Origin of the sequence: Mycobacterium sp. DBP42 (assembly GCF_005924235.1) — a bacterium.
GTDB classification, from domain to species: domain Bacteria; phylum Actinomycetota; class Actinomycetes; order Mycobacteriales; family Mycobacteriaceae; genus Mycobacterium; species Mycobacterium syngnathidarum.
Map to the genome: position 1 here is coordinate 1 of NZ_VCMY01000020.1, position 23,217 is coordinate 23,217.

At 67.9% G+C, this 23,217-nt stretch carries 16 protein-coding genes and 1 pseudogene; 5 read left to right on the top strand and 12 right to left on the bottom strand.

The genetic code is table 11. The features are described from left to right. Nucleotides 1–126: 126 nt before the first annotated feature. The 8 genes and pseudogenes from E0T84_RS18260 to E0T84_RS18295 form a co-directional block, all read right to left on the bottom strand. Nucleotides 127–831, bottom strand: a pseudogene (locus tag E0T84_RS18260) (aminotransferase class I/II-fold pyridoxal phosphate-dependent enzyme); the annotation flags it as partial. Next, nucleotides 797–1,948, bottom strand: a complete 1,152-nt coding sequence (locus tag E0T84_RS18265) for an MFS transporter (RefSeq protein WP_341350331.1) — start codon at nucleotides 1,946–1,948, stop codon at nucleotides 797–799. The pseudogene E0T84_RS18260 and the gene E0T84_RS18265, both read right to left, overlap by 35 nt. After that, on the bottom strand, nucleotides 1,945–3,222 hold the full coding sequence (locus tag E0T84_RS18270) for an amidohydrolase family protein (protein WP_138745136.1): 1,278 nt from the start codon (nucleotides 3,220–3,222) through the stop codon (nucleotides 1,945–1,947). The genes E0T84_RS18265 and E0T84_RS18270 overlap by 4 nt, the downstream gene beginning before the upstream one ends. Then, complete coding sequence (locus E0T84_RS18275) at nucleotides 3,216–4,328, bottom strand: CoA transferase (protein WP_138745137.1); 1,113 nt, start codon at nucleotides 4,326–4,328, stop codon at nucleotides 3,216–3,218. The genes E0T84_RS18270 and E0T84_RS18275 overlap by 7 nt, the downstream gene beginning before the upstream one ends. Further along, nucleotides 4,328–5,230 carry an acyl dehydratase gene (locus E0T84_RS18280; RefSeq protein ID WP_249383680.1) on the bottom strand — a complete coding sequence of 301 codons (903 nt, stop codon included), beginning with the start codon at nucleotides 5,228–5,230 and terminating at the stop codon, nucleotides 4,328–4,330. The genes E0T84_RS18275 and E0T84_RS18280 overlap by 1 nt, the downstream gene beginning before the upstream one ends. Nucleotides 5,231–5,366: 136 nt before the next feature. Then, complete coding sequence (locus E0T84_RS18285; protein ID WP_070945464.1) at nucleotides 5,367–6,272, bottom strand: enoyl-CoA hydratase/isomerase family protein; 906 nt, start codon at nucleotides 6,270–6,272, stop codon at nucleotides 5,367–5,369. After that, nucleotides 6,269–7,789, bottom strand: coding sequence for a fatty-acid--CoA ligase FadD4 (fadD4, locus tag E0T84_RS18290; protein ID WP_138745138.1), 1,521 nt, complete (start codon nucleotides 7,787–7,789; stop codon nucleotides 6,269–6,271). The genes E0T84_RS18285 and fadD4 overlap by 4 nt, the downstream gene beginning before the upstream one ends. A gap of 33 nt (nucleotides 7,790–7,822) precedes the next feature. Next, nucleotides 7,823–8,392, bottom strand: a complete 570-nt coding sequence (locus tag E0T84_RS18295; protein WP_242663588.1) for a TetR/AcrR family transcriptional regulator — start codon at nucleotides 8,390–8,392, stop codon at nucleotides 7,823–7,825. 85 nt (nucleotides 8,393–8,477) lie between these two features. Here E0T84_RS18295 and E0T84_RS18300 point away from each other — a divergent pair, with 85 nt between their 5' ends. Then, entirely contained in the window at nucleotides 8,478–11,516 is a 3,039-nt protein-coding gene (locus E0T84_RS18300; protein ID WP_138745139.1) for an MMPL family transporter, read from the top strand. Nucleotides 11,517–11,602: 86 nt separating this feature from the next. On the opposite strand, the gene E0T84_RS18305 is transcribed toward E0T84_RS18300, so the two are convergent. From E0T84_RS18305 to E0T84_RS18315, 3 genes are all read right to left on the bottom strand, one after another. Beyond that, nucleotides 11,603–13,432 carry a phosphoenolpyruvate carboxykinase (GTP) gene (locus E0T84_RS18305; protein WP_070187679.1) on the bottom strand — a complete coding sequence of 610 codons (1,830 nt, stop codon included), beginning with the start codon at nucleotides 13,430–13,432 and terminating at the stop codon, nucleotides 11,603–11,605. Nucleotides 13,433–13,588: 156 nt separating this feature from the next. Continuing rightward, entirely contained in the window at nucleotides 13,589–15,073 is a 1,485-nt protein-coding gene (locus E0T84_RS18310) for a hypothetical protein (protein WP_371726070.1), read from the bottom strand. A gap of 26 nt (nucleotides 15,074–15,099) precedes the next feature. Next, on the bottom strand, nucleotides 15,100–15,969 hold the full coding sequence (locus E0T84_RS18315; protein ID WP_242663589.1) for a hypothetical protein: 870 nt from the start codon (nucleotides 15,967–15,969) through the stop codon (nucleotides 15,100–15,102). Nucleotides 15,970–16,244: 275 nt separating this feature from the next. Between E0T84_RS18315 and trmB the strand changes: the two genes are divergently transcribed. The 3 genes from trmB (at nucleotide 16,245) to E0T84_RS18330 (ending at nucleotide 20,862) form a co-directional block, all read left to right on the top strand. After that, nucleotides 16,245–17,027 carry a tRNA (guanosine(46)-N7)-methyltransferase TrmB gene (gene trmB, locus E0T84_RS18320; RefSeq protein WP_371726071.1) on the top strand — a complete coding sequence of 261 codons (783 nt, stop codon included), beginning with the start codon at nucleotides 16,245–16,247 and terminating at the stop codon, nucleotides 17,025–17,027. Further along, the gene (locus E0T84_RS18325) at nucleotides 17,024–17,752 is read left to right on the top strand and encodes an NYN domain-containing protein (protein ID WP_070187680.1); all 729 of its coding nucleotides are present in this window, start codon (nucleotides 17,024–17,026) and stop codon (nucleotides 17,750–17,752) included. The genes trmB and E0T84_RS18325 overlap by 4 nt, the downstream gene beginning before the upstream one ends. Nucleotides 17,753–17,814: 62 nt before the next feature. Next, on the top strand, nucleotides 17,815–20,862 hold the full coding sequence (locus E0T84_RS18330) for an MMPL family transporter (RefSeq protein ID WP_075909614.1): 3,048 nt from the start codon (nucleotides 17,815–17,817) through the stop codon (nucleotides 20,860–20,862). Between the two features lie 31 nt (nucleotides 20,863–20,893). Here E0T84_RS18330 and E0T84_RS18335 read toward each other — a convergent pair whose 3' ends face one another. Then, nucleotides 20,894–22,033: an AI-2E family transporter gene (locus E0T84_RS18335; protein WP_070188461.1), complete on the bottom strand. Its 1,140-nt coding sequence runs from the start codon at nucleotides 22,031–22,033 to the stop codon at nucleotides 20,894–20,896. A gap of 71 nt (nucleotides 22,034–22,104) precedes the next feature. On the opposite strand from E0T84_RS18335, the gene E0T84_RS18340 reads away from it, so the two are divergent. Next, nucleotides 22,105–23,214 (top strand): TIGR00374 family protein, encoded by a 1,110-nt coding sequence (locus E0T84_RS18340; RefSeq protein WP_070188460.1) that lies wholly within the window; start codon nucleotides 22,105–22,107, stop codon nucleotides 23,212–23,214. Nucleotides 23,215–23,217 lie beyond the last annotated feature (3 nt).

Here is a 23,217-nt window from a genome sequence, read left to right on the forward strand (position 1 = left end):
ACCAGAACGCACCAACCAACCCCTAACCGGAAACACCAACAGCCTAACCTGTTTCCGATCAGGCCCGACTAGATCAGATCGCCTCAGCGGGAACAACAGTAAACATCAGAATCTGACCCCAGATAACTGCTCGAATCCGGCTCCCATCTTGTGCACGCTCACCACGCACACATCTGCACCGGCGTTCATCGCCCAGGTCGGCAGATCCTCATGGAAGGGCAGATGCGCGCCCCATGCCTCGTCGACGATGAGAGGCTTGCCCCGGCGGTGGCAGACCTCCGCGATGCCTTCGATGTCGGCGCAGGTGCCGTACGGGCTGGGGCTGACGATCAACGCGGCAGCGGCATCCGGATGCCGCTGCCAAGCCTCCTCGACCTGCCGGGGCGACGGCGGGTGCGAGAGATGACGCTCGGCATCCCACTGCGGGGTGATCCAGCGCGGTGTCAAACCAGAGAAGATCAGCCCGGCCACCACCGATTTGTGACTGTCCCGGCTGAGCAGCAGGCTGCCGTCGCACCCGGCGACCGCCATCATCGCGGCCTTGACAGACAACGAGCTGCCGCAGGTGGAGAACCAGGCGGCCCTCGCCCCCACCGCCTCGGCCATCAGTTCCTCGGCCCGCTTCAGATAACCGTTGCTCATCCGTCTGTCGTCGAGCCCGCCGCCGGCCAGAACATCGCTGAAGAACGGCTCGCGGCCGAGGATCTGCAAGACCCGTTGATCGACGCCGCGGCCCTGACGATGCCCCGGTGGGGAGAAGCCGTAGCGGTTGGAATTGTGGTATTCGCGCAGCGCGTCAACCAGTGGTGCCGCGTTCTGATTGCCCGTCATGGCGAGTGGGTACCCACATCAACCCGACCCCCACACACGCGGCCGTCATCACGGCGAACGCCGCCGGGAACGAGAACGCGGTTGCCACGGCACCGACCGCCAGCGACCCCAGACCGGTCCCCGCATCGAACCCGACGTTCCAGGCCACACTGACCGCGCCCCGGGCATGCTCACCGGCGGCCGCGAAGGCCTGCACCAGCGTGAGACTCTGCAGGCCGCCGAAGGCCGCGCCGACCAAGACCGAGCCGGCAATGACAACAACGGCACGGTGGTCGGCCAGTCCGAGTGCGATCGCCACCAGACCCAGCGCGCCGACGCCCAGCATCGGGGCGATGAAGCGAACCGGGCCGTACCGGTCGGCGACACCGCCGATCCACCACCTGCTCACCGCCGCGGTCCCGGTCAGACCGAGCAACGCCCCGAACGCCATCTCGGCGCTGCCGAACTGGGGCGCGAACGTGGTGACGGCGCCTCCGGCGGCAGTGATCACGACGAGCGCGGCGATCGGGTTGACCAAGCGACGGGTCGCCGGAAGGTGCTCACCGGAAGGCGCCGGTGGCCGAGGCACCGGATGCGTGCGGATCAACGCCAGGGGTACCGCCACCAACGGCGCGGCCGCGAGCAGGAACACGGACTCGAAGCCGATGTGCTCGGCCAGCCACGGCGCCAGCGGGACGAAGACGAATTGTGGTGCGGCGATGGAAAGTCCGTATGCGCCGATCGCTGCGCCGCGACGTTCTGGGGGTACCAGCCCGGCGATCCCATCGACGGCGCAGACGGTGAGGATCCCGAAGCCGAACCCCCGCAGGGCCGCGAGCAGCAGGACCGCCCACAGGCTGTGGGCGAACATGTGCACGACGGCCGGAGCGCCCAACAACACCAGGCCGACAGCCAACGTGACAGGCCAACCGACCCGTCGCAACAACCGCCCGACCAACAGTTGGGCGATCACCGTGCAGCCCATCAGCACGGTGTTGACCAGGCCGGCGCCGAGATGGTCGGCGCCGATGTGGACCGCCCACATGGGCGCCGCCGGAAGCAGCAGCGCAAATCCGGTGAAACCCAGCGCAGCCGCACCCAACAACGCCGGCATCCCCGGCGCCCGCCACACACTCACCGCTCGAAGACCACTTCCCCGCCGATGACGGTGGCGGCCACCAGTTCGGCGTCGAGTGCGTCGATCACCTGCTGCGGGGAACCGGCCAGCAGGCACAGGTCACCAGGCTCACCAGGCGCGATGCGCCGCGGCCGGGCCGGGCTCTCCGCATCGCCCAGAAACAGGGCCAGAGCCCGCCGCCCCGAAATCCGTTCGGCCGGGTTGAGCACCACACCGCGCGGAGTGCGCCGGTGCACTGCCGCGCGCATCACGGCCCACGGGTCGGCGGCGCCGAACGGTGCATCGGTGGACAGTGCCACCGGCACCCCTGCCGACAACAGGGTGCCCAGCCGCCAGAGCTGATCTTGTTCGGCGGCAGGGACATCCGTGCGGTACTGGTCGCCCCGCTCGGCGACGAAGTTGGGCTGGGTCACCACGGTGATCCCGAGCTCGACGAGGTCGGCGACGCAGTCCTGCGGCACCATCGCGGCGTGCTCGATGCGGTCGGCGGGATGGCCGCCAGCGGCCTGCAGCGCCGCGATGGTGACGACGAGCTGAGCCGCGGTCACACAGTGCACGGCCACCGGCTCACCGGCCCGGTGTCGCTCGGCGATCCAAGCCGTCAACTCATCGAGGTCGAGCCCGTCGTCGTGCAGAATTCGTTTGCCCGGAGCGAGGTAGTGCACGCGCTGCCGCAGGCTGGTGGGGCGATCGGCGGGATGCAGGTCAGGCGTGGCATCGGTGACCCCGGTGACGCCGTAGCCGGCCAGCCGGGCGCTGAACTCCGCGACCGCTGCGGGCCTGCGTTCCAAGGTCTGCGACCAGGTCGTGTCCGCGCTGCGCAGCCGCCCGTCCGGGTGATCGGCCAGACCCAGCGCCGCAAGACCTGGCGAGTTCAGCGTCCACAGCACGCCGCTGCGGTGTTGCACCCGCACCGGGCTGTCCGGGCCCAACCGGTCCAATGCGTGACGGTCCAGGGAGCCGGCCACCGCCTCGTGATAGCCGACAGCCCGGATCCAGCCGTCGCTGCCCGGTGCCGCGGAGGTCAGCGCCGTGCCCAGCGCAACCTCGTCGGCCACCTCAGCCGGACCGACGCGGACGGAATCCTGCTCGGCGGCAGCCGAATACACGTGCAGATGGTGGTCATGCAAGCCCGGGATCACTGTGCCGAACGCGGCGTCGAGCACCTGTTCATCGGGCTCAGGCGGCAGTGCTGCCGCGAGCCCTTCGATGATGTGTCCGACGCGGATGTCCACCACGGACCCGTCGAGCAGCGTGGCGCGGCGAATCAGCATGAGGCATCGGCCCGTTCCGCCACCAGGCCGCGTACGGCCTCGTTGTCGGCCCCGAGGTCTCGGCCGGGCAGACCTGCGGCGGGCGGTACCGGGATGACGTCGGCGCCCTCGTCCTCGCAATGCCGGTACCCGGCCGCCACGGCCGCCATCGAGAATTCGATCAGCTCGCCACCGCCACGGTTCCGCGACGCCGCCACAGCAGCCGCGGCATGCAGCCCGGTGAGCGGGTCGGCGATCGCGTCACCGCGGAACACCGGTGCGCCCCCGCGGTATCCGACCAGCCCGCCTGACACCGCCGCGTCGTCGCCGAACGCCACCCAGCCGGCCTTCTCGCCCGCGGTGCCGTGGCCGGTGATGCGCAGCCAGGTTCGGCCGGGCAGGGCCGGGGTGAGGCTGGGCCCCAGCCCGCGTCGGCCCAGTGCGGCCGGGCGCGACGCCTCGATGACCACGTCGGCCACCTGGACCAAGGCAATCAGATCCTCGGGGTTGCCGAAATCAACGGCGTACGAAAGTTTTCCACCGTTCATCCAGTCGTAGAACTCGGGTGCCCCGGAGCGGGTCCCGTCCGGACGGCTCGAGCTCTCCACCTTCACTACGGTGGCCCCGGCCCGGGCCAACAACTGTCCACACAAGGGGCCGGCCCACATCGACGACAGGTCGGCCACCAGTGCACCGGCCAGCGAACCGGTCTGGGTGGGCCCGACCTGGCTGATCACCGGTGGCGCGGGTGCGGTTTCCCCGAGCACGGCGACGGGCAATCCGAGCAGCCGGGCCCGATCGGCAACCTGGGCGGCGGAGTTCACCGCGGCCCAGTCCAGGATCGGCTGCCAGGGCTCGTCCTCGACTGAATCAGTCTGCAGCAGAGCGGGTATCGCGGCGATGTCGTCAGGCCGCGACAGCGTCAGCGCAACCCATCCGTCGCGGGTGGGGAGCAGGCGCGTCGCCCCACCCGCCGACACCTGTTCCTGGGGTGCGATGTTCAGCAGGGCAGCGCGGCCGGTGAGCAGTTCGGTGGCATCGACCGCCGCCCCGGTGAGCGCCGTAAAATCGTCGGCGACCATCTGGGCCTGTCTGCGCAGGCTCAGTGGAATCGCCAACGGTGCCATCAGAACTGCAGCGCGCTGAACCGCCAGTCCAGCACCTGGCGGTCGCCGCCGTCGGGCCCGCCGGCCGCGTACACCAGTGAGCGCAATTGCAGGACTGGAGCCTGGGCCGATTCCACGTGCAGCTCGCTGAACAATGTGTCGCCCTCGTGTACCGGACCGGTGTGGTCGCAGGACTCCCAGCCCAGCACCGTAGCCAGGTTCGGGAGCAACCGGGTGGCCTGGGCCAGGGCCAGCCCGATGGTGTGCCCGCCGTACACCAGGCGCTCGCCGCCGACGCGCCGATCATGGTGGGTGGCAGCGATGTTCAGGGTCAGCCGGGCCAGTTCGGGAGCGCTGCTGACCACATCGGCGGTGCTGTGCAGCACCGAGCCGGCCACCGCCGGGTCGAAATGCGGTCCGGGTACCCGGGTCCGGAACGCGTCCGCATCCCAGTCGGCCGTGGGGTTCGGCGCTGCCGCATCGGCCCCGATGGTCGACAGGTCGTCGGCATGCCCGGTGTCGACGCCGTCACCGGACAGCGGCAGCATGGCACAGCGGTAGAAGTCGAGAACCTTGCGGTGCTTCTGGTCTACCGTGGTCATCCGCAGGGCTGCCAGGCCGGTGGCGGACCGTCCCGGCTTGATCGAATTCTGTTTGAGGCCAACTACTTCGGTGCGGGTGTGCAAGGTGTCCCCGATCACCGGGCAACGGTGAAACGCCAGGCCCCGGTAGAACAGGTTGGCCTTGACGCGTTGGGTCACCAGGGTGCTCTGTCCGATCGCCACGTCGCACACCAGCGCGGGATGCGCCAACGGGCCGGGCTCCCCCGTCACCGCGGTGGCGAGCTCGGCGTCGAGCGCCAGCCGCAGCCGGTCACCGAGGATCGCCTGGTGGGTCGCGGCCGCCCCGGGCGTCAAGGTCATCGACGGCGCGCTGTCGAATACCTGGCCGACCTGCAGGTCATCGAAGAACGGGCCACCCTGTTTCACATCTCGCACTATGCCAGTCACGGCGGTTGATCCTGCGGCTAGGGCGTGGAAGTGCGAGAACGGCCCGCCCTCATGGCAGAGTCACCGAAAGCGGACGCACCTCGTCCACGAGGCCCCAGGCCAGCGCGGTGGCTGCGTCGATGGTGCGCCCGGAGAGCACGAGGTAGGCGGTGCGCCACCGGCCGATCCGGCGCGTGATGCTCACCGTGCCGCCCGCCCCGGGAATCAACCCGAGCGCCAGTTCCGGCAGGCCGATCGTGGCGTCCGGGTGAGCGCTGACCCATCCGCAGTAGCAGGCCATCTCCAATCCGCTGCCCAGCACCTGACCGTGCACCTCTGCGCGGCAGCGTCGCCCCAGCCGCGCGGTGAGTTCATCGAGCACCAGCGCCGGGCTGTGCCTGGTACGGGCCAGATGAGCGCTGGCCGGGTCGGCGAACGAACCGAACTCGGCCAGATCACCGCCGCTACAGAATGATCGGCCGTTCCCGCCGAGCACCACCTCGTCGACCGACGGATCCAGCCGGGCTACCTCCAGGACCTCCAGCAGGGCCCCCCGGGCGTCGGTGGAGAACGCGTTGTGCCGCTGCGGCCGGTTGAACCGGACGTGCAGGGTGTTCCCGTCGCGACGCGCCTGCACCGGCTCGGGCAGCAGCGGCACCGTCGCCGGGCCGCGTTCGGCCAGCCAGCGCGCGAACTCCGGCCCGGACTGCAGCGTCGAGTACGCCAACGACTCGGTGATCAGACCGGCGCGGGTCGGGCCGGTCGGGTCGAACGAACGCAGCACATCGTCACAGACGGCCGCGGCCTGCGGCCAGGTCTTACACCGTTCACCGAGTTCGTCCAGAGCCTGCTCGACCGAGTCCACCGTGACCGACCGGCGGTCCTCCGTGGGGCGCTCGGTCAGCGTGAACGCCGCGGCATCCGTCGGGGCGTCGACCCCGACGCGAATGCCCGCGGCCAGCTCCAGGACGGTCACGAGTACTTGTTTATCAGCTCCTGCTTGTAAAGCTTGCCGGTGTCGGTGCGCGGCAGTTCGGCCTCGAACGAGATGCTGCGCGGGCACTTGTAGTGCGTCAGCCGCTCACGCAACCAGGACATCAGCTCATCGGCGAATTCTGGAGTCGCGTCGGCGGGATCCACGGTCTGCACCACACCCTTGACGCTCTGACCCATCTCGTCGTCGGGGATGCCGAACACCGCCGCGTCCATCACCTTCGGATGCACGACGAGCATGTTCTCGGCTTCCTGCGGGTAGATGTTCACCCCGCCCGAGATGATCATGTGGTGCCGCCGGTCGGTGAGGTAGAGATAACCCTCTTCATCGACATACCCGATGTCCCCCACCGTCTTCCAGCCGTGCGATTCACGCGAAGAGGCGGTCTTCTCGGCGTCGTTGAGGTATTCGAAGTCCTGTCCGCCCTCGAAGAAGATCTCGCCGGCCTGGCCCGGCGGCAGTTCGTTGCCGTCCTCGTCGAGGATGTGCACGAGGCCGTTCATCGGCTTGCCGACCGAGCCCGGATGCGTCAGCCAGTCCTCGGCGAAGATCACCGTCGCGCCGATGGCCTCCGATGACGCGTAGTACTCGTCGACGATCGGCCCCCACCAGTCGATCATCTGCTTCTTGATCTCCACCGGACACGGTGCGGCGGCGTGCATCACCCGTCGCAGGCTGGACATGTCGTACGAATTCCGCACACTCTCAGGCAGTTTCAGCATCCGGGTGAACATCACGGGAACGAACTGGCCCTGGGTGACACCGTACTTCTGGATCGCGTCCAGGCAGCCTTCGGCATCGAAGCGCTCCAGCACCACCGTGGTGATTCCAGCGGCGTGGGTCTGCATGGACCACACCGAAGGCGCGGTGTGGTACAGCGGCGCAGGGCTCAGATACACCGAGTCCGGCTGCATCCAGAACCCGACGAGCGCCGACATCATGCCGGGAGTTTCCGACGGCGGCACATGCGGCAGTTCCCGCTTGATGCCCTTGGGCCGGCCCGTCGTGCCCGACGAGTACTGCAGCAGGTCCCCGTCCATCTCGTCGTCGATCGGGGTGGCGGGCAGGTCTGCGACGGCCTCCGGATACCGCTGCCAGCCGTCGAGCTCGCCGTCGGCGATCAACAGCACGTCCGGCAGGCCGTTCGGCAGTTCGTTGTCCAGACCGCCCAGGATGTCCTTGAGCACGGCGGAGCCGACGATGGCCTTGGCCCCGCTGTTATCGATGATGTACGCGGCCTCGGCCGCGGTCAGGTGGGTGTTGATCGGCACGTAGTACAGGCCACTGCGACGCGCCGCCCACATCACCGCGTGGATGTGCTCGTTGTTCTCCATGAGGATCGCGACCACATCGCCCTCTTGCAGGCCGTGCCGGCGGAAGTAGTGCGCCAGGCGGTTCGCGCGAGCTTCGAGCTCACCGAACGTGACGACAGTGCCCGACGGATGAAGGATGATCGCCGGCTTCTCGGGATTGGCCTCGGCATGCTCGCGGATCTGCATGAAGGCACTGTAACCGCCGCCACTTGACAGGCGTCAAGTGGCGGCTCCCGCCTGGCGCATCAGCAATTGCAAACCGGCGCAGGCGTCGTCGAGCGGCTGGGTCGAGCGGGCACTGCGACACTGGATGATCGCGCCCTCCAGCGTGCTCACCGCGAAGCTGCCGAGCGAGGCGGCGGTCGCGGCATCGACTCCCTTGGCTGCCATCGACGCGGCGATAAGCCGGGCCCAGTCAGCAAACACCACCGCGGAAGCCTCCCGCACCGCGCGGGCATCCGGACCGGCCTGGGCGGCCGCCACAATGGGACAACCTCCGGCGAAATCGCTGTCGATGAGGTTCCGTTTCCATCCACCGACGAACGCGCGGATCACGTCTTCGGAAGGCAGTGCGTGGGTCAGTTCTTCGATCCTGGCGCTGATGATGCGGCCGGCTTCCAGCGTCGCTTCCGCCATCAGCTCCGTCTTACCTTCGGGAAAGTGCTGGTAAATGGACCCACGAGCGGTGTTGCTGCGCTTCAGCAGGTCACTGAGCCCCGTCGCGTGGACGCCGTACTCTCGCATCAACTCGATGGCGCTCTGGATGAGACGCTCCCGCGGGCCTGCCACTGCCGACACCCTTCTCCATCACCGAATAGACCAGTTGGTCCATCCTAGCCTCCCGTCGATAGACCGATTGGTCTACTATGCCGAAATGCACAATCTGGCGATCTTCGGCAAACTCTCCAGAGTCTGCGCGGAGTATGCGTGGTTGATTCTCGGGGCGTGGCTGGCCCTGGCCGGCGTGCTCAACCTGGCCATCCCCCAGCTCGAACGCACGGTGGCCGAACACTCCGCACCGTTCACCCCGGAAAGCGCGACCACCGAGACCCTGCGGCAGATGTCCCGCGACTTCGGCGTCCCGGATACCACCGCCGTCGGCAGCATCGTGGTGTCCAGTGACCGCGTCCTCGACGCGGCCGATACGGCGTACTACCGCGATCTGGTCGCCCGGTTGGTGGCCGACAAGGATGACGTCGCCTACGTACTCGACACCTACGGCACTCCCGGCCTGGAAGGCACCGGCCTGAGCCCGGACGGAAAAGCCATCCACCTGATCGTGGCCACCACCGGCGACGTCGGCTCCACCCGCGCCCATCGGTCCACCGAGAACGTCCGCGCCGTGGTTGCCGCCGTCCCCCGGCCCGCCGGACTCGACGTCCATTTCACCGGAGCCGCGCCGACCCTGTCGGATCTGTTCTCCGCCATCGACATCTCGCTGGCCATCATCACAGTGGTCTCGGTGGTACTGATCACGCTGCTCTTGCTCGCCGTCTACCGCTCACTGATCACCTCGATGATTCCGCTTCTCACCGTCGGTATTTCACTGGCGGTGGCACGGCCGGTGGTCTCCTTGCTGGGCAGCCACGACCTCTTGACGGTCTCGAACTTCACCATCGCGCTGGTGACCGCGATGGTGCTGGGCGCGGGCACCGACTACGGCATCTTTCTGCTGGCCAACTACCACGAGGGCCGACGGCGCAGGCTGGCCGTCGACGATGCCGTGGCCAGGTCCGGTGCCCATACCGCAGGCATCGTGATCGCCTCGGCGCTGACCATCGCCGGCGCCGGAATGGCCATGGTGTTCACCAAGATCGGGATGTTCCGTACCGCGGGTCCCCCGATCGCGCTGTCCATCGCGATCACCGTCGCCGTCAGCCTCACCCTGACACCCGCCCTCATGGCGCTGTGGGGCCGGCGCGGATACGCCGAACCCCGGCCACTCGACGAGCGCCGCTGGCGCAAGCGTGGGGCGACCATCATCCGCCGGGCACCGGCGCTGGTCGCCGCGTCCCTGGCCTTCCTCATCGCCATGAGTTCGGTGCTGCTCACCTTCGAACCGAACATCGACGAGAACGCCATGCAGCTGCGCGCCACCGACAGCAAGCGCGGCTATGACGCCGTCTACCGCCATTGGGGAGTCAACGAGGCGGCGCCGGAGTTCATCACGATCCGCGCAGACCACGACATGCGCAACACCAACGACCTGGCCGCGCTGGATCTGATCGCCATGTCGATCGGCAACCTCCCCGAGGTGGCCTATGTCCGCTCGATCACCCGCCCCGAAGGAAAACCGCTGCCCGAGACGGCCATTGGTGCACAGACCGCACAAGTCGGCGCCGGCCTTCAAGACGCGCACAATCGCGTCGAACAGGCCATCCCGCAACTCAAGCGTCTGGCCACCGGGGTGACCCAGTTGCACGACGGCTCCGCGGATGCGGCAGCCCGGCTGCCCGAGCTCACCGACGGCGCGCGCTCCCTGGTCGACTTGGCGCGCAATCTCCTCGGCACCCTGGAATCGGCCGATCGAGTGGTGGACACGCTCTCCGGCGGTTCTCTGGATGTGGTGACCGCCGTGCGCAGCATTTCCAATGCCACCGACTCACTCGACCAGGTGGTCAACGAAATCGATTCCGTGCAAAAACGATTGGCGGCTCCTATGGCGGCATTGCACGCGGTGTTCGATCCGCTCACCGGCCCCGAGCCGTCGGTGGCCTGCGCGTCGGACAGCTCCTGCATGCGCGCCAGGCAGGCCTTCGCCGAGCTCAACGCAGCCACGGGCGGACGCGCATTACTGGCAGTCAATGGTTTGGCGCTTGCCGCTCCCCTGGTTCCCGAAGACCCGGTGAACTCCGCGCTCGACACCCTGCCCGATCTGCGAGCGGGTATCAAGAAGCTACGGGCCATGCTGGATCAACTCGGCACCCGCACCCCTGAGCAGACCCGTCAGGAACTGAGCCGGTTACTGGCCGGAATCAATGAACTCACAACCGGACTGGGCCGCCTCACCACCGGCCTCGGGCAGGTGAAGACCGGGACCGACACCATGGTCACGCTCACCACCGAGCTCAGCGCGGGACTCGACCGCGCCTCGGACTTCCTGCACCGGATGTCTGCCGACACCAGCACCGGCGCCGGGCGGGGCTTCTACCTGCCACGGGAGGGCCGGACCGACCGCCGCTTCACCGCGGGCGAACAACTGCTGATCTCACCGGACGGACGCAGCGCCCGGATGATGGTGGTCTGGTCGGTGAATCCCTACGGCGCCGAGGCCATGGGTGCGGTGCCCGCCGTCATCGCCGCGGCCAACAATGCCGCAACGGGAACCGTGCTGGAACACGCACAGATCGAGTCGACCGGCCTGGCCTCCCTATCCCAGCGCCACATCGACCAAACCTGGAGGGATTTCGCACTTTTCGGCGCCGTGGCGGTGGCCGCGGTGCTGTTGGTGCTGATCGTGATGCTGCGCAGCCTGGTGGCCCCGCTCCTGATGATCGCCGCGGTGGTGCTGTCCTTCGGGGCCGCGGCCGGGCTGTCCACCTTGATCTGGCAACACCTCATCGGTATCAGCCTGGACTGGTCGGTGTTTCCGGTGTCGTTCATGGCACTGGTCGCGGTCGGAGCCGATTACAGCATGCTGTTCGCCTCCCGCATCCGCGAAGAATCCCACAGCGGGGTGACCAGCGGCATCATCCGGGGATTCGGCAGCACCGGCAGCGTGATCACCACCGCCGGAGTGGTTTTCGCGATCACCATGTTCGCCTTGATGAGCGGGACCGTGCTCAATCTGGTGCAGATCGGCTCGACGATCGGCATCGGTCTACTGCTCGACATCACCGTCGTGCGCACCTACCTGGTACCGGCGGCGATGAGCCTGCTGGGCGAGCGCATGTGGTGGCCGGCCCGCACCTGACCCACGCCTAGACAGCCGAAAGGCCAGTTATCGCACGCTTTTTCGCAACTTGCGTGCAATAGCTGGCCAGTCGGTTGTGGAAAGGGTTAGGACTCTTCGGCCAGGCGGTGCTTGAGGGCGTCGAACTCGTCCTTGATGCCGGTGGGCAGCTTCTCACCGACGAATTCGAACCATTCCTCGATCAGCGGGAGCTCGGCCTTCCACTCGTCGACATTGACGGCCAGGGCCTCGTCGACGTCGGCGGGATCCACGTCGAGCCCGGACAGGTCCAGGTCGGCCGCGGTCGGCACGATGCCGATGGGCGTGCTCTTGCCGTCTGCCTTGTGCTCGATGCGCTCGATGGCCCACTTCAGCACCCGGCTGTTCTCACCGAAACCCGGCCACAGGAAGCGGCCGTCGTCACCACGGCGGAACCAGTTGACGAAGAACACCGCGGGCATCTTCGACTCGTCGGCGTTCTTGCCGATGTTGATCCAGTGCTGGAAGTAGTCACCGACGTTGTAGCCGAGGAAGGGCAGCATGGCCATCGGGTCGCGGCGCACGGTGCCGACCTTGCCCTCGGCGGCGGCGGTCTGCTCGGAGCCCAGGGTGGCGCCGATGAACACGCCGTGCTGCCAGTCGCGAGCCTGGGTCACCAGTGGGACGGTGGTCTTGCGACGGCCGCCGAACAGGATCGCCGAGATCGGCACGCCCTGCGGATCATCCCACTCGGGGGCCAGCGTCGGGCACTGCGAGATCGGGGTGCAGTAACGCGAGTTCGGGTGCGCCGCTTTGGTTTCGGCCTCCCGCAGGTTCCAGTCCTGACCCTTCCAGTCGATCAGGTGGTCGGGCTCGCCCTCCAGGCCTTCCCACCACACGTCGTTGTCGTCGGTCTTGGCGACGTTGGTGAACACGGTGTTGCCCGCGGCGATGGTCTTCATCGCGTTCGGGTTGGAGTCCCAGTTGGTGCCCGGTGCGACGCCGAAGAAACCGAACTCCGGGTTGACGGCGTAGAGCCGACCGTCCTTGCCGAACCGCATCCAGGCGATGTCGTCGCCGACGGTCTCGGCCCGCCAGCCGGGAATGGTGGGCTGCAGCATCGCGAGGTTGGTCTTGCCGCAGGCCGACGGGAACGCGGCCGCCACGAAGTAGGCCTTGTTCTCCGGGGAGATCAGCTTGACGATCAGCATGTGCTCGGCGAGCCAGCCCTCGTCGTGAGCCATCGCCGAGGCGATGCGCAGCGAGTAGCACTTCTTGCCCAGCAGCGCGTTACCGCCATAGCCCGAGCCGAAGCTCCAGATCTCGCGCGTCTCCGGGAAGTGGGTGATGTACTTCGTGTCGTTGCAGGGCCACGGCACGTCCTTCTGACCGGGCTCCAGCGGGGCACCGATCGAGTGCAGTGCCTTGACGAAGAAGCCGTCATCGCCCATCTTGTCGAGCGCGGCCTGACCCATCCGGGTCATGGTGCGCATCGAGACCACGACGTACTCGGAGTCGGTGATCTCCACACCGAGCTTGGGGTCCTCGGCGTCCAGCGGGCCCATGCAGAACGGCACCACGTACATCGTGCGGCCGCGCATCGAGCCGCGGTACAGGTCGGTCATGATCCCGCGCATCTTGGCGGGTTCCATCCAGTTGTTGGTGGGGCCGGCGTCGATCTCACGCTCGGAGCAGATGAAGGTGCGCGATTCGACGCGGGCGACGTCGGAGGGATCGGAGAGCGCGAGGTAGGAGTTGGGCTGCTTCTCTTCGTTCAGCTTCTGGAAGGTGCCCGCCTCGACCAGGTGGGCGGCCAGGCGGTCGTACTCCTCGGCGGACCCGTCGGCGAAAACCACCCGATCGGGCTGAGTCAGCTCTGCGACCTCCTGGACCCAGGCCAGCAGACCTTGATGTTTCGTCGGTGCGGTGTCCAGACCCGGAATGGTCGCTGAGGTCATCAAATTCTCCTGCGTAGGTTTGTGGAACCCAAGCCACGTCACGACGCGGTCACGGCTACCCCTTGGGTAGAGGTTAACGCGGGTGAGATACCCGCGGAGAGCCGGTGGTATGTCCGATCACTCACAGGAACGATTCAGATCGACGTTATCAGGCGGTTACTCGCCAGTAGCATCGCCGTTGCCGTACAGATCTGCCCGGACGGCTTTCAGCGCCCGCTGCAGCGGGGGGATCCGGCGGTCCCGCTGCGCGGCCGCCCGCGCGGTCGCGATGGCATGTTCCCGCAGCTCGGCGTCCAGCTCGGCGGTCTTTTCGGCCGCCACCGCCGCCTCGGTTTCCTCGCGGGCGGCCAATTCGGTGGTGAGCGCCGTCTCGGCGGCCACCAACCGTTTCGCGACCAGCTCTTCAACCGCTGAACGCAGCGTTGCGGTCATCTCGCCGACCCAGCGATCCAGCACCGCCCGGTCGTGCAACAACGCACGGGTGCCGACCATCCAGATCGCCAGCAGCAGGCCCACCACCGCACCGACCACCAGCCCGGCCACGGCCAGTCGCGGCGCCGCACCCGCCAACAGCCGGCTCACCGCCACCCCGACCCCCAGCCCGAATCCCGTGCCGAGCACCAGCATCAGCCGGGTTTCCGGGGTGCGGGATTTCAGCGGAGGTGCCGGCAGGTCGGGAATCGCCGCTGGAGCCGGTGGCGCGGGGGCCGTCAGCTCGAGTTCGGCCGCCATGCCGCTCAGGTGCGCGGTGACGCCCTCGTCCACCTCGCCGACAACCTCGTGGGCACGCTGCCGGGCATACTCCTCGAACGTCTCGATCCGGCGCCGGCTGATGCCCGCGACGTCTTCCTGCAGTTCCGTACGCACCGAATTACATCGGTTTCGCGCGAAATAGCCGAGTTGAACCCGGGCCTGCTGCAGCTGGCTACGCAATGCGATGCTGCGCTCGGTGCGGGTCAGCCGGCGGGTCCTGGCCACCTCGGCGCGCCGCGCCCGCAATACCTCCACCCGCGCCTGACGGTCGGCTCCGGACCCGTCCGCCTGATAGCGCCCGATCACCGCGTCAAGCCGAGTCTCCCAGGCGCGCAACCTGTTTCGGCGCACAACATCGGGGTCGGCCAATCGGCCGGCCAGCAGTTCCACCAGTTCGTCGAGCTGCGGCTCACCGAGATCTGGGGCAGCCGCCACCCCCACCCAGGGCATGCGCTCGTAGCGCGCGTCCCGCTCACCCAGAATCTTCGCGTCGGCGTCGCGCACATCACGCCAGTCCTGGTGGGCATCGATCTTGGACACCACCCCGATCACCAAATCTGTGTACCGAGTCGCCAAATCAACCAGCGCACAATCCGATTCAGTGATCGGGGCCGCTGCCGAAACCACGAACACCACGGCCGCCGGGGCCTCACCGGCCACCAACTCGGTGGATTCCACGAAGGTGGTCTGCGGCATCCGCTCCCGCAGCGCCGCCATCACGCTCGTCGATCCGGCCAGCCACGGTCCGGCGACGAGGACTGCGTCGCGGGTCTCCACCCCCGGCGTGTTCAGGCCCGGATCGATCGCGGCCACCACGGCGTCGGCCTCGGCAATTTTTGCTCCTCGCGTGCGCGCCGCGATCTTCGCTTCGCGCGTCGCAGTCGCCACATCGTCCGCGGGCGTCTCCACGTCGGTCACCGCCGGCCACCTGCTGCGCTCAGCAACCGCAGCGACCCGCGCACGATGTCGTCACCGCACCGGCGGTGCAGGGCATTGACCGGACCGTCGCGGTACTGCCGCCACCGGCGGGCCCGGCAGAGATGAGCGTTGCGATCGTCGCCGGGATCCACCGTCAACCCTTCGGCCTGTACGACGTCGACAGCGGCGGCCATCACTGCGATCACCGTGTCGTCGGCGGCCAGAAAGCGCGCCACCGCCGGGCCCCCCATGGCGCGCAGCTCAGCCAGCGCCCACTGCACGCGCCGGTACCGGGCCGGCGCAGTCGCGGCATCGAGGGCGACCATCACCCGCTCCACCTCGCTGATCCGGCGCCACGACGCCGGCAACGCGTCAATGTCCGCCCCGCGGCTCAACGCCAGCGTGGCATGGGCGATCCCGAACCGGTCGAGGCGTTCCAGCAGCTCGGTGCGCACCGCCCGCGGCACCGGGTGCGCCCCGGTCACGAACGCGTCGACCGAGGTCAGGTCCGCAGGCGCGTCGGACAGCAGCCGCAAGGCGTCCCGCAGATGCGGCGCCAGCTCCCCGGCCACCGCCAGCAGGGCCACCATCGGCACGACCGGTGCCGCGGCCCGCGGCTGCAGACGCCGGGCCGTCCGGTGCGCGGTAGCAATCGGCCCGCCCGGACCGGACCCGGCCAGATCAGCCTTGTTCAGCACCACCACCGTCGGGCGTCCCGCCCGCGTCAGGTCCGCGAGCACGGCCTCGTCTTCGGGCTTGAGCACCTCGGCGATCACCAAGACCGTGACGTCACCGACCTCAGCAGCCTCAGCCGCCTCCGCGGCATCGAGGCCCGCACCGGCCAGCGCGGAAACCACCGTGCTCACGCCCACGCCACGACGGCCCCGCACATCCACACGCACTGGAGCCGACACCCGCGCGCTGATCGCCGCCAACCGCGCATCGCCGTCACGGTCGGCAAAGCATCTGAGCTGGTCTGCGAAAATCTGGCGGCCTTCCCTGCGTGGTGGCGGGCGCATCCGGTGCCCACGAAAAATCGTGACACGACCCGGGCGGACCCGCGAACAGAGGTTTAAGTCCCAGCGGCTTGAGGCAACTGTTGGGTATCAATCTCTACCACGATGCGGGTACCACGCCGCAGATAAGAGACCATGGACGGATGCACCCGTCCAGGTCCGACGTCGGTGCGCCGGCGCCGGCAGACGAGGCGGCCGACGTGCCGCCCGCCCAGCCGCACCGTTTTCCCCGGGTGACCAGCTTCCGTACCCGGCGCTCAACACTGTCGGCGGCCCAGCAACAGACCTGGGATCGGCTCTGGCCCGAGCTGGGGATGCAGGCCCGTGACGAGGATTCGAAGCCCGTCGTCGACCTCGACACCGAGGCCTGGTTCGGCCGCTCCGCCCCCCTGATCCTGGAGATCGGCTCCGGCACCGGCACCTCGACACTGGCGATGGCCCAGGCCGAACCCGACCTCGACGTGATCGCGGTGGAGGTCTACCGCAAGGGACTGGCCCAGCTGCTCAGTGCGATCGACCGGTCCGGAGTCACCAACATCCGCATGGTGCGCGGGGACGGCGTCGACGTGCTGGAGCACATGTTCGGTACCGGGACCCTGACCGGCGTGCGGGTGTTCTTCCCGGATCCCTGGCCCAAGGCCCGCCACCACAAGCGCCGCCTGCTGCAGCCGGCCACCGTGGCACTGATCGCCGATCGGCTGCAGCCCGGCGGAATCCTGCACGCGGCCACCGACCACGCCGGATATGCCGAGCACATCGCCGAGGTCGGCGACGCCGAACCGCTGCTGCAGCGGGTTCAGCTGGACGCACATCTTCCGATATCGGTCGAACGCCCGGTCACCAAGTACGAACGCAAAGCCCTGGCCGGACCCGACGTCACCGAGTTGGTCTGGGAGAAACGGCCATGAGTGTGACCGAAGACATGCGGGACGCATCCGCCCAGGCAGAGGCCCGATCCGACGGGTCCCCCGATTCCGCGGTGATCACCCCCGTCCGTCGGGTGCTGCTCGTGTGGGACGCCCCCAACCTGGACATGGGATTGGGAGCGATCCTGGGTGGGCGCCCGACCGCCGCACACCGCCCCCGGTTCGACGCGCTGGGTCGCTGGCTGCTCGAGTACACCTCTGATCTGGTGGCCGAATCCAGCGATTCCGCCGGAGACGACACAGACATCTCGCTCGAGCCCGAGGCCACCGTCTTCACCAACATCGCCCCAGGTAGTGCCGATGTGGTGCGCCCATGGGTGGAAGCGTTGCGCAACGTGGGTTTCGCAGTCTTCGCCAAGCCGAAGATCGACGACGACAGCGATGTCGACAGCGACATGCTCGAGCACATCGCCCTGCGTCGCAGCGAGGGGCTGGCAGCGGTCCTGGTGGCTTCGGCGGACGGACAAGCGTTCCGGCAACCGCTGGAAGAAATCGCCCGTGAGGGCACTCCGGTGCAGGTGCTCGGATTTCGCGAACATGCGAGCTGGGCGCTAGCGTCGGATACCTTGGAGTTTGTCGATCTGGAGGATATTCCCGGTGTGTTCCGGGAACCGCTGCCACGGATCGGCCTGGACTCGCTACCCGAGCAGGGAGCATGGCTGCAGCCATTCCGGCCGCTTTCATCGCTACTGACCGCGCGTGTGTAACAACTGAAGACCGCGATTTTGCAACAGCGGGTCACCATGAATTTGTTTAGTTAGGAGCCTAAGTGTTCGCCTGGTGGGGTCGAACGGTGTACCAGTTCAGGTACATCGTCATCGGTGTCATGGTGGCGCTGTGCCTAGGTGGCGGCGTCTACGGGGCCAGTCTCGGAGATCACGTCACCCAGAGTGGTTTCTACGACGAGGGCAGCCAGTCGGTGCAGGCGTCGCTGCTGGGCGACGAGGTCTACGGTCGCGACCGGACCAGCCACGTCGTCGCCATCCTGACACCGCCGGATGACAAGAAGGTCACCGACAAGGCGTGGCAGAAGGAGGTCACCGGCGAACTCGACCAGGTGGTCAAGGATCACCCGGACCAGGTCGTCGGGTGGGTCGGTTGGCTCAAAGCCCCCGACACCACCGATCCGACCGTCAGCCAGATGAAGACGCAGGACCTGCGCCACACCTTCATCAGCGTGCCCCTCAAGGGTGACGACGACGACGCGATCCTCAAGAACTACCAGGCTGTCGAGGACGACCTGCAACAGGTCAACGGCGGCGACATCAAACTGGCCGGGCTCAACCCACTGGCCAGTGAACTCACCGGCACGATCGGCACGGACCAGAAACGCGCCGAGCTCGCGATCGTGCCGCTGGTGGCCGTGGTGCTGTTCTTCGTCTTCGGTGGTGCGGTCGCCGCGGCCCTGCCCGCGATCATCGGTGGTCTGACCATCGGCGGTGCCTTGGGCATCCTGCGATTCACCGCCGAGTTCGGCCCCGTGCACTTCTTCGCCCAACCGGTCGTGACGATGATGGGCTTCGGTATCGCCATCGACTACGGCCTGTTCATCGTGAGCCGGTTCCGAGAAGAGCTCGCCGAGGGCTATGACACCGAGGCTGCGGTACGAAGATCGGTGATGACCTCGGGCCGGACCGTGGCCTTCTCCGCCGTGATCATCGTGGCGTCCTCGCTGCCACTGCTGTTGATCCCGCTCGGATTCCTCAAGTCGATCACCTACGCCATCATCGCCTCGGTGATGCTGGCGGCATTCCTGTCGATCACCGTGCTGCCCGCCGTCCTGGCCATCCTGGGGCCCCGGGTCGACGCGCTCGGCGTCACCACGCTGCTGAAGGTGCCGTTCCTGGCGAACTGGCCGTTCTCGCGCCGGATCATCGACTGGTTCGCCGAGAAGACCCAGAAGACCAAGACCCGCGAAGAAGTGGAGCAGGGTTTCTGGGGCCGGCTGGTCAACGTCGTGATGAAACGGCCCATCGCGTTCGCCACGCCCATCCTGATCGTCATGACGCTGCTGGTCCTCCCGATCGGCTCGCTCACGCTGGCGGGTATCAGTGAGAAGTACCTGCCTCCGGACAACGCGGTGCGCCAGTCCCAGGAGCAGTTCGACAAGCTCTTCCCCGGTTTCCGCACCGAACAGATCACGCTGGTGATGAAGCGTGAAGACGGTGAGCCGATCACCGACGCCCAGATCGCCGACATGCGCGCCAAGGCGATGACGGTCAAGGGCTTCACCGACCCGGACAACGATCCCGAAGCCATGTGGAAGGAACGTCCGGCCACCGACAGCGGGTCGAAGGACAAATCCGTCCGGGTGATCCAGAACGGCCTGATCAACCGCGGCGACGCGGCCACGAACATCTCGGATCTGCGGGCGCTGCAGCCTCCGCACGGCATCGACGTGTTCGTCGGCGGCACCCCTGCCCTGGAGCAGGACTCGATCCACAGCCTGTTCTCCAGGCTGCCGCTGATGGTGACGATCCTGGTCATCACCACCACGGTGCTGATGTTCCTGGCGTTCGGATCGATCGTGCTACCGGTCAAGGCCGCGCTGATGAGCGCCCTGACACTCGGTTCGACGATGGGCATCCTGACCTGGATGTTCGTCGACGGTCACGGGTCGGGCCTGATGAACTACACACCACAACCGCTGATGGCACCGATGATCGGTCTGATCATCGCGGTGATCTGGGGCCTGTCCACCGACTACGAGGTGTTCCTCGTGTCCCGCATGGTGGAAGCCCGTGAACGCGGCATGTCCACCGCCGAGGCCATCCGCATCGGTACCGCCACCACGGGTCGCCTCATCACCGGTGCAGCCCTGGTGCTGGCCGTGGTGGCCGGCGCGTTCGCCTTCTCCGACCTGGTGATGATGAAGTACCTGGCGTTCGGCCTGCTGATCGCCCTGCTGCTCGACGCCACCGTCATCCGTATGTTCCTGGTCCCCGCGATCATGAAGCTGCTCGGCGACGATTGCTGGTGGGCACCGCACTGGATGAAGCGGGTTCAGCAGAAGATGGGCCTCGGTGAGACCGAACTGCCCGACGAGCGCAAGCGTCCGATGGGCCAGGAGCCCGGAGAAGATCCGCGCGCGCTGGCCGGTGTCGGCGCCCTGCCGGCACCGCGGCCACACGATCCGACCCATCCGGCTGCCGAGCCGATGCGTCCGCAGATGCCTCGGACAAACGCGCCGTCGGCCGCAGGCACGGCACGGATCAATCCGCCTCAGGCGCAACCCCGCCAGCAGCCCAACCAGGAGCCGGCCACCACGCGGTTCGCCATGGCCCGCAACGCCGTGCGCAACGCGGTGAACACGGCCGTAAACACGGTCAACACGGCGACGGGGAACACCAACGCCAACACCGAGCGCACGCCACAGCCGACCGGGCGGCCGGCCGGAGGCCCTCCGCCTCCCCCGCAACGCGAAGACCGTGAGATCGAATCGTGGTTGGGTGCGCTGCGCGGCGGCCCGGCCAATGGAGGCCCGTCCAACGGCACACCACCGCCTCCTCCGCCGCCTCCGCCTCCTGCACCGCCGGCACCGCGTCCGTCGGCCGACGCCACCCGTGCGATGCCGCAACAGCAGCGTCCGCCCGCCGGCGGTGGGAATGCGCCGACGACGGCATTCAACGCCCAGCGCCCAGGCCCCGGTCCGGTGCCTGGCCCTGGCCCTGGCCCGGCCCCGGGTCAGGGTCCGACCCCGCGCCAGCACGAGCAGGAACCGTCGACGGAGAAGTTCAACCCCCGCGACAACGAGCCTCCACGTCGCGGCGGCGGGATGAGCGCGCAGGATCTGCTGCGTCGCGAGGGTCGGCTGTAGCCTGCCGACGTTCGAGGTGTGACGCCCCGGATCAGTCCTTCACCGGGAGGTCGTCGGACTCGGCTTCGATCAGCACGCTCTCCTCGTCCTCCTGCCGAGCTGCCTCGGCGTCGGGATCGTCGGCCAGCAGCACGCGGGTGGCGCTGTTGATGAACGCCACCGTGGGCACGGCCAGCAACGCGCCGACGATGCCCGCCAGCACACCGCCGCCCGCGATGGCCAACACCACGGCCAACGGGTGGATCGACACCGCGCGGCCCATCACCAGCGGTTGCAACACATGGCCTTCCAGCTGCTGCACGGCGATGATCAGCCCGAGGGTGATCAGGGCGTAGACGAATCCCTTGGCCAGCAGCGCGACCACCACCGCCACGAATCCGGCGACCACGGCACCGACCAGCGGGACGAAGGCGCCCATGAACACCAGCGAGGCCAGCGGCAACGCCAGCGGGATACCCATGATCGCCAAGCCGGTACCGATACCGACCGCGTCGACCAGGGCCACCAGGAACGTCGCCCGCATGTAGCCGCCCAGCGAGTGGAAACCGGCCCGGCCGGCGTCACGGACCCGCTCCCGCACATGGCTCGGGAACACCTTGGTGACGAACGCGAAGATGCCGCGCCCGCCCTGCAGCAGGAAAATCAGGGTGAACAGCACCAACAACGCACCGGTGAGCAGCTCGGTGAGGGTGCCCGCGGTGGACAGGGCCCCGGTGGTGAGCTTTTCCTGGTTGCGCTGCAAGGCCTCGATCGCGGTGTTGCCGGCCTGGTCGATCTGCTCCTTGCTCAGCTGCAGCGGTCCGTTGATCAGCCAGTTGCGCAGCCCGTCGATGCTTCGGGTCACCTGTTCCACGAGTTGCGGTGCGCCCTCGATGAACTGCGAGATGACGAAACTCAGGATGCCGCCCACCACCGCAAAGCTGGCCAGCAGCACCAGGGCGACCGCGGCGCCACGCGGGGCGCCCCGACGGTCCATGACGTCGACGGCAGGCAGCAGCAGCGCCGCGACCATGGTGGCCAGGGCCACCGGCACCACGATCACCTCAAGGTGCTTGATCAGCCACAGCAGCGCCACAACCGCCGCCAGGATGACCAGCAGCCGCCATGACCAGGCGGCAACTTTGCGGACGAACGGCGTCACGGCCTCATCAGCAACAGGATCCAGTGCCATCCCGGTAGCGTAATGCGGCGCGCCCAGCAACCGGCGATGTCGACACGACCTGCGCGGTTACCCTGTAGGGCGTGTCACAGGACGCGCCCGCCGACACCGCCCGGGTCCGGGCCGGCTCCACGCGCGGCAGGTACTGGTGGGCGCGATGGGTGGTCATCGCACTCGCAGTCATTGTGCTCGCCGTCGAAGTGACCCTGGTCTGGGACCAATTGGCCAAAGCCTGGCGCAGCCTGCTGACGGCGAACGCATGGTGGGTGCTGGCGGCCGTCGGCGCCGCGATGGCCTCGATGCACAGCTTCGCCCAGATCCAGCGGACCCTGCTGCGCTCGGCGGGCGTGCCCGTCAAGCAGTGGCGTTCGGAGGCCGCGTTCTACGCAGGCAACGCATTGTCGACCACGATGCCCGGTGGACCGGTCCTCTCGGCGACCTTCGTCTACCGCCAGCAACGCATCTGGGGTGCCTCACCTCTGGTGGCCTCGTGGCAGCTGGTGATGTCCGGAGTGCTGCAGGTCGTCGGCCTGGCGCTGCTGGGTCTCGGCGGCGCACTGCTGCTGGGCGCCAGCAAGAACCCGCTCTCGCTGATCTTCTCCGTCGGCGCGTTCCTGGCGATCATCCTGCTGGCCCAGGCCGTGGCCACCAGACCCGAGCTGATCGACGGCATCGGGGTCAAGGTGCTCTCGTGGGTCAACTCGTTGCGCGGCAAGCCGTCGGAGACGGGGCTGACCAAATGGCGAGAGATCCTGCAGCAGCTGGAGTCGGTCAGCCTGGGCCGGCGCGATCTCGCGGTGGCATTCAGCTGGTCGATGTTCAACTGGATCGCCGACGTGGCCTGCCTGGCATTCGCCTGCTATGCCGCGGGTGGTCATCCCTCATTGGCAGGCGTCACCGTGGCCTACGCGGCAGCCCGCGCGGTGGGATCGATCCCGTTGATGCCGGGCGGGCTGCTGGTGGTGGAGGCCGTACTGGTACCCGGGCTGGTCTCCTCCGGCCTGACGCTGGCCTCGGCCATCTCGGCGATGCTCATCTACCGGCTGGTCAGCTGGATATTCATCTCGGCGATCGGCTGGGTGGTGTTCTTCTTCATGTTCCGCACCGAGAAGGACCTGGATCCCGACGCCGGCGGCGGGCCGCCGATACAGCCACAGGACCCCGACTGCCCCCGTCCCGAACCCGAGCGCTAGGAG